Annotated in this window: 15 protein-coding genes; 12 read left to right on the top strand and 3 right to left on the bottom strand. The window is 42.9% G+C overall.

The genetic code is table 11. The annotated features are described in order from the left end of the window. Positions 1 to 33 precede the first annotated feature (33 nt). From ECA1_RS09940 to ECA1_RS09900, 9 genes are all read left to right on the top strand, one after another. Positions 34 to 1,050, top strand: a complete 1,017-nt coding sequence (locus ECA1_RS09940) for a serine hydrolase domain-containing protein (protein WP_081091734.1) — start codon at positions 34 to 36, stop codon at positions 1,048 to 1,050. 45 nt (positions 1,051 to 1,095) lie between these two features. Continuing rightward, positions 1,096 to 2,049: a mannose-6-phosphate isomerase, class I gene (gene manA / locus ECA1_RS09935; protein WP_170920124.1), complete on the top strand. Its 954-nt coding sequence runs from the start codon at positions 1,096 to 1,098 to the stop codon at positions 2,047 to 2,049. A gap of 199 nt (positions 2,050 to 2,248) precedes the next feature. Continuing rightward, positions 2,249 to 3,388: a cysteine desulfurase family protein gene (locus tag ECA1_RS09930; protein WP_015508865.1), complete on the top strand. Its 1,140-nt coding sequence runs from the start codon at positions 2,249 to 2,251 to the stop codon at positions 3,386 to 3,388. Between the two features lie 68 nt (positions 3,389 to 3,456). Continuing rightward, entirely contained in the window at positions 3,457 to 3,798 is a 342-nt protein-coding gene (locus ECA1_RS09925) for a DUF1831 domain-containing protein (RefSeq protein ID WP_005232263.1), read from the top strand. 177 nt (positions 3,799 to 3,975) lie between these two features. Then, positions 3,976 to 4,821: an aldo/keto reductase gene (locus ECA1_RS09920; RefSeq protein WP_060792383.1), complete on the top strand. Its 846-nt coding sequence runs from the start codon at positions 3,976 to 3,978 to the stop codon at positions 4,819 to 4,821. A 41-nt stretch (positions 4,822 to 4,862) separates the two neighbouring features. Then, positions 4,863 to 5,468, top strand: coding sequence for a metallophosphoesterase (locus ECA1_RS09915; protein ID WP_005227234.1), 606 nt, complete (start codon positions 4,863 to 4,865; stop codon positions 5,466 to 5,468). Positions 5,469 to 5,673: 205 nt separating this feature from the next. After that, a complete protein-coding gene (amaP, locus tag ECA1_RS09910) occupies positions 5,674 to 6,237 on the top strand; it encodes an alkaline shock response membrane anchor protein AmaP (protein WP_060792382.1) in 564 nt (187 codons plus the stop codon). Positions 6,238 to 6,248: 11 nt separating this feature from the next. Next, entirely contained in the window at positions 6,249 to 6,443 is a 195-nt protein-coding gene (locus ECA1_RS09905; RefSeq protein WP_005227236.1) for a DUF2273 domain-containing protein, read from the top strand. 56 nt (positions 6,444 to 6,499) lie between these two features. Further along, positions 6,500 to 7,018, top strand: coding sequence for an Asp23/Gls24 family envelope stress response protein (locus tag ECA1_RS09900; protein WP_005227237.1), 519 nt, complete (start codon positions 6,500 to 6,502; stop codon positions 7,016 to 7,018). Between the two features lie 86 nt (positions 7,019 to 7,104). Here ECA1_RS09900 and ECA1_RS09895 read toward each other — a convergent pair whose 3' ends face one another. Beyond that, complete coding sequence (locus ECA1_RS09895; protein WP_060792381.1) at positions 7,105 to 7,818, bottom strand: C39 family peptidase; 714 nt, start codon at positions 7,816 to 7,818, stop codon at positions 7,105 to 7,107. Positions 7,819 to 8,321: 503 nt separating this feature from the next. On the opposite strand from ECA1_RS09895, the gene mnmA reads away from it, so the two are divergent. Further along, positions 8,322 to 9,440 (top strand): tRNA 2-thiouridine(34) synthase MnmA, encoded by a 1,119-nt coding sequence (gene mnmA / locus ECA1_RS09885; RefSeq protein WP_026008140.1) that lies wholly within the window; start codon positions 8,322 to 8,324, stop codon positions 9,438 to 9,440. Positions 9,441 to 9,563: 123 nt separating this feature from the next. Here the strand turns inward: mnmA and ECA1_RS09880 are convergent, their stop codons facing one another. Both ECA1_RS09880 and ECA1_RS09875 read right to left on the bottom strand, forming a co-directional pair. Then, the gene (locus tag ECA1_RS09880; protein WP_060792380.1) at positions 9,564 to 10,520 is read right to left on the bottom strand and encodes a 1-phosphofructokinase family hexose kinase; all 957 of its coding nucleotides are present in this window, start codon (positions 10,518 to 10,520) and stop codon (positions 9,564 to 9,566) included. Then, complete coding sequence (locus tag ECA1_RS09875; protein WP_005227243.1) at positions 10,517 to 11,278, bottom strand: DeoR/GlpR family DNA-binding transcription regulator; 762 nt, start codon at positions 11,276 to 11,278, stop codon at positions 10,517 to 10,519. The genes ECA1_RS09880 and ECA1_RS09875 overlap by 4 nt, the downstream gene beginning before the upstream one ends. A gap of 281 nt (positions 11,279 to 11,559) precedes the next feature. Between ECA1_RS09875 and ECA1_RS09870 the strand changes: the two genes are divergently transcribed. Next, positions 11,560 to 12,021 (top strand): PTS sugar transporter subunit IIA, encoded by a 462-nt coding sequence (locus ECA1_RS09870; protein ID WP_060792379.1) that lies wholly within the window; start codon positions 11,560 to 11,562, stop codon positions 12,019 to 12,021. A 20-nt stretch (positions 12,022 to 12,041) separates the two neighbouring features. Beyond that, positions 12,042 to 12,341 (top strand): PTS sugar transporter subunit IIB, encoded by a 300-nt coding sequence (locus tag ECA1_RS09865; RefSeq protein ID WP_005227245.1) that lies wholly within the window; start codon positions 12,042 to 12,044, stop codon positions 12,339 to 12,341. Positions 12,342 to 12,369 lie beyond the last annotated feature (28 nt).

Below are 12,369 nucleotides of genomic sequence, written 5' to 3'. Positions count from 1 at the left end.
CAAGACAAGCCTGAAAGGAGCGAGTATGGAGCGATGACAATGTACCCAAAAACAGAACAGCTCATTCAAGAAAAAATGCCGACCGTTTTCCCAGGAGCGGTGCTGCGTTTTATCGCTGGTGAAACCCAAGAGACCCATGTATTCGGACAGGCAGCGCTTCTTCCGAAAAACGAACCTATGACGAAAGATCATTTGTTTGATTTAGCCTCATTGACGAAAGTCGTTTGTACAACGAGTGTTCTGTTAAAATTGTGGGATCAAGGAAAAATCGAGATGGAGGCGCCGCTTACTCGTTGGCTGCCAGCGTTTAAAGACGATCGGGTAACGATCAAGCACTTGCTGACGCATACGGCAGCCATCAACACGTGGATTCCTCATCGAGACCAGTTGGATGCTGCTGCCTTGCGCAAGGCGTATTTGCAGCTTGAAAGCAGTGATACGATCGGTCAAACGGTCAACTATACGGATACTGGGACGATTTTACTGGGCTTTTTATTGGAGGAGCTGTATCAAAAACCAGTGACCGAGATTTTTCAAGAAGAAGTCTTGACGCCTTTAGGCATGAAGAACAGCGGCTTTCCGCCTTTTCCTCCCTCACAGCTGCCAATGATCGTTCCTACCCAGCAGCAGCCAGACGGCAGCATCCTTAGAGGAATCACCCACGATCCTAAGGCACGGGTGTTGGGAAACCATGCCGGCAACGCAGGGTTGTTTTCTACCTTGGATGACTTGACGCTTTTCGTTCAACTGTTACTGGCAAATGGTCAGCAGCAAGGAGCGCTGTTTTTCTCAGAAAAAGTCATGCAGGCGCTGGCTCAGAGGCAGACGCCTGAAAGCACAAAGCCTCGCACCTATGGTTGGGACTTGTTAGGTGCACCGTATCAATTATTTCATACAGGCTATACAGGCACGTTTCTCGCAGTAGATATCCCTAACAAAAAAGCGTTTATTTTCTTATCGAATCGGGTCCATCCAGTGGATCATCGAGAAAGCTATTTGGGTCATCGTGACGAAATCCTGCAATGTTACTTAAAAGAAACTGCCGAATAAGCGGATTCATGCTATAATATGCACGAACAACTAGAGAGGGGAACAATTATGGAACCATTGTTTATGAAACCTGTTTTTCAAGAAAAAATTTGGGGCGGCAGTCGCCTGCATTCTGTTTTTGGTTTTGATTTACCGAGCGACAAGATCGGTGAAGATTGGGCGATCAGTGCGCATCCTCATGGGGTGAGCGTCATTGAAAATGGTCCGTTTAAAGGCAAAACATTGGCGGATCTTTGGCAAGACCATCAAGAACTATTTGGTCATTCAGACGAACCAGTCTTTCCATTATTAATTAAAATTTTAGACGCGGAAGATGATCTATCCGTTCAAGTCCATCCTGATGACACGTATGGTTTAGCCCATGAAGGGGAATTAGGGAAAACGGAATGCTGGTACATCATTGATGCCGAACCAGGTGCGGAAATCATTTATGGCCACCATGCACAAACCAAAGAAGAACTTGCGGAAATGATCGAAGCGGGTCGTTGGGATGATTTGTTAACAAAAGTCCCTGTGAAAAAAGGCGATTTCTTCTATGTGCCAAGTGGAACGATCCATGCCATTGGAAAAGGGATCATGATCTTGGAAACCCAGCAGAGTTCGGATACGACTTATCGGGTGTACGACTATGATCGTACCGATGATCAAGGACAAACTCGGGAGCTGCATATCCAACAATCGATCGATGTGACGACGATTCCTGCACGGACGCCAGAATTATCGATCCGTGAGGTTAAACAAGGACAATCAGCAGTCGTTACCTATCTTGAAACGCCATTTTTCAATGTGTATGAGTGGGAAGTACGTGGAAAATTATCGTTGGCACAAAAGGCCGATTATACCTTGATGACCGTGATCGATGGGTATGGGCATTTGATGATCGACGGTCATTCCTATGAACTAAAAATGGGCACGAGCTGCATTTTGCCAAACCCGATCAAGAAATGGGAATTGGTTGGTGAATTGACTGTCATTGCCTCTGAACCTGGAAAAAAATAAAACGATCAGTAAGTGACGTGAGCCGCACAAGCAAAACAGCACACGTTCCTGATTTTTCGTAAGGCTGAACTCATTCAGCTGCCTGTCATCATTGGCGATTTTTCCGCTTTTGACTGACAGGTTTTTTCGTATGGACACTCACGATAGACGTCTGAGGAAGATTTGTTATAATGGCAGTAATGAAGGATAGGTGAAAAGAATGGTTTACTTAGATCATGCAGCAACGACACCGCTGCATCCAGAAGTGATCAAAGTGATGAGTGAAACGATGCAGACATTTTTTGGCAATCCATCAAGCATTCATCATTATGGTCGAGACGCCCACACCCAATTAGAATTGGCTCGTCAAGCGATCGCTCAGCAGCTAGGAGTCAAAGAACATGAGATCATTTTTAATAGTGGTGGTACCGAAAGTGATAATACAGCAATCATCGGTACAGCCCTTAGCAAACAAGCACAAGGCAAACATATCATTACGACCCAGATCGAACATCCGGCGGTCATTGAGAGTATGCGCTATTTAGAAGGCTTAGGCTTTGAGGTGACCTATTTGCCCGTAGATCAAAAGGGGCAATTGGCCGTCAGTGAAGTTGAGGCTGCCTTACGTCCCGATACGATTTTAGTATCCATAATGACGGCAAACAATGAAACGGGCAATTTGCTGCCGATTGCAGAAATTGGGGCCCTTTTACGGGAACATCCCGCCGTGTTTCATACCGATGCCGTGCAAGCTTATGGCAAGATCCCGCTTGAAATCAATGAAAACAGTATTGATCTTCTAAGCATTTCTGCTCACAAAATCAACGGACCAAAAGGGATCGGCTTTTTGTATAAACGAGATGGCTTGTCGCTGCCTGCGCTGCTCCATGGCGGCGAGCAAGAAGAAAAACGGCGAGCAGGGACGGAAAACTTAGCAGCCATCATGGGAATGGCCAAAGCAGCTTCTTTGCATACCCCCGAAGCGCAGCAAGCAGCGGCGGAACAATATCAAACGTTTGCCGATGTACTGATGGAGACCTTAGCAGCACAAGGCGTCGATGTTCAGTTGAATGGTGATCCAGCACACAAATTGCCGCATATTTTGAATCTGCGTTTCCCAGGTGTCAGCAGTGACTTGCTGCTGATGAAATTGGACTTAAAAGGGGCTGCGATCTCGACAGGCAGCGCTTGTACGGCGGGCAATGTGGAGCCCTCCCATGTGCTCGAAGCGATGGTGGGCAAAGAGCATCCAGCTATCCGGGAATCGGTCAGAGTCAGCTTTGGCTATGGCAACACATTGGCGGAAATCGAAGCATTTGCTCAGCTATTAGCAGAAACTGTCTTAGCAACGAAAAAGTAGGAGAACGGCTAGCAATCTCGCTGAAAACTATTTATAATGAAAGAAATGATGTTAAAGAGGTGAAGAACATGGCATTTGAAACAACAGCAACCGTTTTAGGCGCAGCAACCCAATACCGCATTGCTCCTGAAGCAAAAAAATATACGTTGCGGGACAATGGCTTTACAGAAACGAACGGCGGCAACTTCCAATTGATTCGCGGCCTTGAAGCAACACCCCAAAGCAAAGAAGGCTTTAAATTAAAAATCACTGTTGCAAAAGATCTGCAAACCTTCAAGATGTCCATCACGACAGCCAATGGGTTAAAAGCAGTCAACATTTTCAAAGATGAACAGCACAAAATGCTGCAAGAAAAATTTTACTTTTTAATGGATGGTTTTATCAGCCGCGGGTTGTTTGTCAAAGCGTAAGCTTTTGTCAAAAGTAGCTATATCATTCAAAGGGCAAGAAGTGTGTCACTCCGCCAAGCAGGCATGGGATTGATACACTTCTTTTGTATCTTTGGCGGTTTCTTTTTATACTATAGAAAACAAACCCAAGGTGTTCGCAGGAACAGGATGAGTTAAGACGAGAAAGAGGGAATCAAGATGAAACGAACCTTAAACAAGCAATCAGTGCTAGCCGTCGGCATGGGGACTTGGCATATGGGGGATGACCCAGCCAAGGAAAAAGCCGAGATCGATGCGTTGCAAGCGGGCATCAAAGCTGGAGCGGCTGTCATCGATACCGCAGAAATGTACGGCGAGGGAAACGCAGAAACGCTAGTTGGCAAGGCGATCCAGCCCTTTACACGAGGGGATCTTTATTTGATTTCAAAAGTCTATCCCTGGAATGCCTCCTCAGATGAATTGCCGAAAGCTTTAGACCGCAGCTTAACGCGTTTAGGCACCGACTATCTTGATCTGTATCTGCTCCACTGGCGAGGAGATGTGCCGTTAGCAGAAACAGTTGACGCACTAGAAGCTGCCAAAGCCTCTGGAAAAATTCGCGCATGGGGCGTCTCTAATTTTGACGTGGCAGATATGGAGGAGCTGTTGCGGTTAGAAAACGGCGATCAATGTGCCGCCAACCAAGTACTCTATAATTTAGGTGCCCGGGGGATCGAATACGATCTTTTGCCTTGGCAGGCAGAGGCTGAGATTCCTGTGATTGCCTACTCACCCATTGCTCAAGGCGATCGGCTAGGACACCACTTCAAAAATGATGAAGTGTTGAAAGAGCTGGCAGAAGCCAAAGGCTGCACGATCTTTCAGCTGCTTTTGGCATGGACCCTTCGACAACCCCACGTCTTAGCGATCCCCCAAACCAGTGACTCGCTGCATATGCTGCAGAACATTGAAGCTTGCAAAATCGTTTTTTCCAAAAGCGAATTGGCAGCAATCGATGCGCGGTTTCCTGCACCGACGAAAAAGCAGCCGCTAGCGATGATTTAAAGACGCTGGTCACAGAAAAAGCATCAAGGTAAGGAGCGACTATGAAATTTTTTACGTCTGATACCCACTATTTTCATGCAGCCTTGCTCGGGGACAATGACTTTGCCCCACGCCCCTTTGAGACAGTGACGCAAATGCATGAAACGATGATCGCCAGCTGGAATGAGGTCGTTGCGGATAAAGATGTCGTCTATCATTTAGGGGATGTCGCGATGCACCCTGATTACGAAGCGGGCTTTCCAGAAATTGCTGCGCTGTTAGCACAGCTGCAGGGCAAAATCGTTTTTATCAAAGGCAATCATGATACCAGAGCTTTCTTTGCGTACTTGCGCAAGCATGATCCTGGTTGTTTGGGAGCCGAAAAGTATGCGTTTGAAGATGTCGGTGTCTTGCTGAAGTTTGCTCATCAGCAATTTATACTGACCCATTATCCTATGCTGCTGGGGATCACCAAAAACAGCCGCAATCTGCATGGGCACATTCATCATCACAGTGTACCGATCGCTGAGAATCTCAACGTAGGAGTCGATGCACCAGAATTGGCGTTTCTGCCACAGCCGCGTCCTTTTGGTCGGCCAGTTTCCGAAAATGAACTGGCGGTGTTGTATCATGCAAAACAACAAGAACTTACTAAGCTGGCTCGTTAACAGATAACAAAAAAAGCAAGCGTCCAAACAGATTTGGGCGGCTTGCTTTTTTTGTGATGACTTTGACAGCAAGCTTTGATTAAGGAAATTTTTTTGATAAAAATAAACTTTATATGTAAAAAATAATCGATTCCAAGAGTTATTATTTGATGGATATTTAAGAAATGTGTATGCTTTAAGTAGAAAGCAGTAAAGGAGGTTGCCAATGCGTAAGATTTCTAAAGTGATTTTTATCATCGGATTGCTTTTACTCTTACTTGTCTTTTATTTTGGGATCATCGCCAATCAGCAAGCGGCTTCATTGCCTGTTTACTTGATTCCTTTGGATGAATATCCTTGGGTCGGATCTTCCATGAGTATGCTGCTCTTTTGGTTATCTGTTGGCTTTGCCATTTTTACCGTGATCGCGCTCTTTGTCGTTTTGTTTTATCCAAAACGTTCGGACCGCTTGATCATTTCCCATAAGACAGGCGATTTAGTGATTCAGAAGAAGGCGTTAGAGCATTTTGTGCTTGAACGGGTGAAACAAGCAGATTTCATCCATCAGCCATCCGTAAAAATCAAAATCGTCAAGAATAAAGTATCCGTAAAAATCGATGGAGAAATGAAACAAACAGCAGCCATCCCGCAAAAACAAGAAGCATTGGTTGGTGAGATCAGCAGCAGTCTGCAGCAGCTTTTCGGTATCGAAAGCAATATCCAAACGGAAGTTGTCTTAAAAGATACGCAAGAAACGCCAGCAGCCCATGACCAGCCACGTGTAGTTTAGGAGGAACAGGTATGAGTGAATGGTTCTACCACTATAAGATCCCGCTTATCTTTGCAGGTTTCGGTTTGATCCTAGCGATCCTGTTTCTAACGATCGGCTTTTTGAAAACCATACTGCTGGTGCTGTTTACGGCACTAGGTATGTATCTGGGATTTTATCTCAAAGAAGTCGGATTCTTTGAACAATTTCAAAGACCGCGCCGTTAACTTTGGTAACATTATTAGTTTAATTTATATCAAGATTATAGTAGGAGGAATGTACGATGGAAAACCAAACAAAACCAACAACAGGTGTTAAAGGAGAATTAACTTACGAAGATAAAGTGATTCAAAAAATCGTAGGCATTGCATTAGAATCTGTAGACGGACTCTTAACAGTCGATGGCGGTTTCTTCTCAAATATTGCAGGTAAATTAGTCAACACCGATGATGTGACTTCAGGGATCAACGTTGAAGTTGGGAAAAAACAAGTGGCAGTCGATCTTGATATCGTTGCAGAATACGGCAGCGACATGACCACGATCTACGACCAAATCAAAGAGGTTGTTTCAACACAAGTCAACAAAATGACGAATTTAGACGTCATCGAAGTAAACGTGAACGTAGCAGATGTCAAAACACGTGAACAATTCGAAAAAGACTCTGAAACAGTTCAAGACAAAGTAAGCAGTGCGGCAGAAACAACTGGTGACTTTGCGTCAAAACAAACACGTAAAGCCAAAGGTGCCTTCAACCGAACAACGACGCGTATTCAAGAAAACAACGAACCACGCGTTCAATAATAGTAAGATAAGCAAAAGACTAGCTTCGGCTAGTCTTTTTTTGTCGCAAAAATGGCGTGTTTTTGCAGCTTCAGCCGATCAGAACATCAAAGCCAAAAGCTCCAATAATGGATTCCTTCTGCTTGAAAGACATCGTTAGGATAGCTTTTCTCATAATGGGCTTTTTCGGGGGAATCATTAGGATCGAATACTTGAATCGCTCCTTCTTTGTTCAAAGCCAATACCATGATATGTCCTGAGGTCGTAAAGGTTCCTGCTTGAACCGAGACCACAACGGGGATGCCTTGTGTCATTTTCTCATAGGCAGCCGCAAAGGAACTTCCTAAATCGGCAAATTGGTAACCAAAAGCTTCGGCAAACTGAGGAAAGATTTGCCAACTCGTTCCTTGTTTGGGAAGATAAAATTGATCGCCAGCCCACTTTAATAGTTTGTCAGGATTCGACGGATGATCCGTCCAAAAAGAATCGATCATCGCTAAAGAAGCAATAGCGCACCCGTTTGCTGCAAACGTATTTTGCGTTTCTCCATATCCATATGTGTCATTGCCCCAGCGTTGATCGGCTTGTACAATCAATGGCACTTGCTGCGTGTCTGCCATCGCTTGTTGAATCGCTTGATTGGCTTGGTGAGTGAACTCTTTTGAGACAAGCGCTGTCTGATCAAACGCAGCATCCCTGACCTGATCAATCACGTAATGAATGACAAAAATACCACCGATGAGAAAAAGTAGTAGCGCAAGGCTCTTTCTTTTCTTTCCGTCGTTTCTCCTAGTTTTCGATATCCCTGTGTGTGATCTCATGAAATGCCCCTCCTCTTAAAGTAGTATCTAAAAGAAGTATAGTCTTTTTCTGATAGCGGCATTTCTACATTTCCTGAAGAATTCCATACGATTTTATGACAAACGACCGTTTAAAAGGTAAAATGCGGCTTCTTAGCATTCACTTATCTAGTTGTCTTTGAACAATGGGAGTCGTTTGGATGGCTGTCGATAAGATACACAAAAAGCAGCGCTTCTTCTATTGGGCTGAATGGGGGAAGAACGGACAGCAGGTATCCTCCAGATGACTTTTCTAAAAATGATTTTGCCCCTAGTGTTTTATTACGCCAAGAACATCAGTAATAGGAAGACGGCTGCGGATCTGATGAAAGAAGAACTTATCTAGTAAAAAGGAATTTATAAGAAAAGACAGCAAACAGTGAACTTTTTTGTGTTTTGTTGTATAATGCAAATTACTGAAAAGTTGCGACCTTCAAATCGTAGATGATTTCAGAATCTATAATTGAAATGATGGTGAAACGATCATGTCTAACGAAAACACCCGTGTGGTGGTTGGAATGAGTGGCGGGGTAGACTCGTCAGTAACAGCACTTTTGCTGAAAGAACAAGGGTATGATGTTGTCGGGATCTTTATGAAAAATTGGGATGATACCGATGAAAACGGTGTTTGTACCGCAACAGAAGACTACAAAGACGTAGCCAAAGTGGCTGCGCAAATCGGGATTCCTTATTATTCAGTGAATTTCGAAAAAGAATATTGGGACCGTGTATTTGAATATTTTCTTGCAGAATACCGTGCCGGACGGACACCAAATCCAGATGTCATGTGTAACAAGGAAATCAAGTTCAAAGCCTTTTTGGATTATGCGATGGATCTTGGTGCCGATTATGTAGCAACTGGCCATTATGCGCAAGTGACCGTTGATGAAAACGGCGTGACCCATATGTTGCGAGGCGTGGATAACAACAAAGATCAAACGTATTTCTTAAGCCAATTGTCACAAGAACAATTGAGCAAAACCATGTTCCCACTAGGCGGCATGGAAAAATCAGAAGTACGAGCGATCGCTGAACGGGCAGGACTAGCAACAGCCAAGAAAAAAGATTCCACGGGTGTCTGCTTTATCGGAGAAAAGAATTTCAAACAATTTTTGAGTAATTACTTGCCAGCGAAAAAAGGCAATATGGTTACATTAGATGGCGAAGTCAAAGGACAACACGATGGCTTGATGTACTACACCATCGGACAACGTCAAGGCTTAGGCATTGGCGGCGGCGGTGCCACTCAAGAACCATGGTTTGTCGTAGGCAAAGACTTAGCGACCAACACTTTGTATGTGGGACAAGGATTCCATCACCCCGCATTGTATGCAGATCGCTTGGAAGCAAGCCAAATCCACTTTACTACAGAACAAGACCGCGGCACGGAATTTTCATGCACAGCAAAATTCCGCTACCGTCAACAAGATGTACCAGTAACGGTGCGTCTATTAGATGGAGATCGAGCAGAAGTGATTTTTGACGAACCAGTCCGCGCCATCACTCCTGGACAAGCAGTCGTTTTTTATGACGGGATGGAATGCTTGGGCGGCGGTTTGATCGATGCAGCCTACAAAGAAGCCAAAGAATTACAATATGTTTAACCACTAACACAATCAGTCCTAGCTAAGACCACTGAACCAATCAGTTGCACTTAGCTAGGGCTTTTTTTATTTGTACCAACGAATGTTTTGCGTAATCAAGAGAACCAAAAAAAGGGTAGCCGATTATTCTTTGATCTTGAAAAGGTGGATCTGTTCGCTAAATGTAGCGACTTGTGCAGGATCAATCGTACCGTTTGTTTTCGAAAGCGCATTAGACATGCCACAAGCCATAGAATAGGTCAATGCTTGTTCCATTGGATATTGTTTATTCAATGCAACAGCCATGCCACCAACAGTTGAATCGCCACAGCCAGTCGTATTAACGACGGCGATTTTAGGAATCTCAATCTTATAAAAAGTCGACTGATGTTTAACGATTGCCCCATCGCCGCCTTGAGATACCATGACAGTGTCGATTCCTTCGAAAAGAGTGCTCTCTAAGACAGAGAAAATATCTTGAGATGAATACAATTTTTGACCTATTAGTTCTTCTAATTCCTGTTGATTCGGTTTAATAAAATTCGGACGAGCATTCGTTTGAGTCAAACAATTTTTTAGTTGTTCACCAGCTATATCCATGAGGATTGGTACCTGCTCACCTAATGTCTTACGGATGAATTGAAGCAATTGATCGTGAAAATGCCCATTATCAGAATTTACTGATCCAGAAATACAGACGACCGTGATGGGATGTTGTTCAATTAATGCTGCAAGGTGTTGGTAAAAAAGTTGTTCGTTTTTCTCCGATAGATAAAGTCCTTTTTCTACTAGCTCTGTATGGGTGTTACCGTCATGCATGATCGTGATCGCATTGCGAGAATTACCATCGATGGTTAGGAAATCCAATACATAACGTTCTTCGGCTAGTAAAGAATCAAGGATCGTTTTGCCTACAGGTCCACCTAAAATACCTGTCAATAAAACGTCTTCCCCAGATTGTGCGATGACTCTGCCAGCATTGATACCTTTTCCCCCAATTGATGTATGTGGGTTATCTACCCGATTTACTTGATCTAATTTCAACGAAGGAACCAAATAGTTGTAGTCCATGGAAGGGTTCATTGTGATGGTTAAAATCATTTTTGTTCCTCCTTGAGGATCTCTGTAAAGGAGCGATAATACTCAAAAGTAGTCTCAGAAAGTTTATCATCAGTGATCAAATAGTCGATATCTGAAAGTGAGTAAAAGGTGTAAACGTCGGAGCGATTAAACTTGGAACTATCCGCAACGATGCATTTTTTACGGGAATGCTTGAAAGCGACTCGTTGAATCGAACCTTCAACAAGATTCGCAGTGGTGATATTATTTTCAAAGATCCCATTTGTAGCAGCAAAAGCGATATCGATATTTAAATTTTCAAAACTCTTCTCTGCCGTTTCCCCATAAAATTCTTCCGTCGTGCGGGAAAATTCTCCGCCTGTCAATAAGACACGATAGTCTGTGTTGTAAATCAAATAATTAAAAGCAAGCAAACTATTTGTGATCACGAATAAGTTTGCTTTTTTTAGTTCAGGTAAAGCGTGAAGCATCGTAGTTCCAGCACCGATATAGATAGTATCGTTGTCTGAAATGATACTGTTCATCACTTTTCCAATGAATTTTTTTTCAGCAACATTCGTATCGATTTTTTCTTGAGTAGAAAGCTCGTGTTCGATTTTTTCGAGTTTTTGGGCGCCACCATAGATTTTTACCAATAAAGATTGATTCGCTAACTCTGTAATATCTCTACGAATGGTCATATCGGAAACGTCTAATGTTTTGGCTATTTCTGCAATGGATAAGTAATCGTGCTGATTCACTAGCGCTAGAATTTTTTCTTGCCGTTCTTTCTTTAACATAGTTTCACCTCTGGTTGATTAACGATTTTTTTAAGTTTCTTTTTCAACTGTCTTCTTTATACATTAATTAATAGCATTTACTTTTGGAAAAAGCAAGGATAAATGTTCATCTTTGTTAAAGTTTGATAATTTTATGTATCGGTAAAAGTAACCAGTTTGGAAAAAATACGAAAAGAAAGCGTTGACAAGAAAAATTAACTATTGTATATTTACATTATAAAACACATTATAACAAAGTTTAACAATGTTTATCATTAAAGTTGAACAAGGAGGAAGAATAGGTGGGCTATACGAGCATGTTTGATGAAAGGCTGATTTTTCTCGACGTGGAAGGAGAGGAGTTGAAAGAACTATTTGAAGAGATAGCCAAACGATTACAGGAACAAGGTTTTGTGAATGAACAGTATGTAGAAGGATTACTAGCAAGAGAACAAGCCTTTCCAACTGGGCTGATTACACAGTATTTGAATATTGGCTTGCCTCATTCAGAACCAGCGTATGTCGAAAAGCCTTTTATAGCGATCGTGCGTCTGAAAAACGAGGTGAAGATGAAGCAAATGGGTGACAGTCAAGAAATGCAGGTCAAGAATCTCTTTTTTCTAGGGATCAAAGAACCAAAAGAGCAAGTCGGCTTACTGCAATCGTTAATGGCATTATTTATGGATGAAGGATTTGTAAAGGCATTCATTGGGACACAAGAAGTACAGGCAATTTATCAATTAGTTACACAGTATACAAAATAAAATTTTTGGAGGGATTCAAGATGAAAAGAAGATTGATCGTAGCATGTGGAAGTGGCGTTGCAACAAGTCAAACGATCGCAAGTAAAATTGCTGGGATGCTTGAAGATGACGGGATCGATTTCCCCGTTGAAGCAGTTGATTACAAGTCTATCCAAAACGAATTGCCGTCGACAGGAATTTATGTGTATGTTGCACAGCCAGATGATGAAGTATTGGAAAAAGCGGCTGAGCTAGGTGTACACGTTTTTGCTGGAATTCCGTTTCTTACAGGTATGGGTATGGATACGATTTATGAAGAAATCAAAGAATTGATTGGCTAGCACAAAACATCCTATCAAAAGAAAGAAG

Source organism: Enterococcus casseliflavus NBRC 100478 (assembly GCF_001544095.1).
GTDB lineage: Bacteria > Bacillota > Bacilli > Lactobacillales > Enterococcaceae > Enterococcus_D > Enterococcus_D casseliflavus.
The sequence above is the reverse complement of the archived record's forward strand: the minus strand, read 5'-3'. Positions and strand labels throughout refer to the sequence as shown.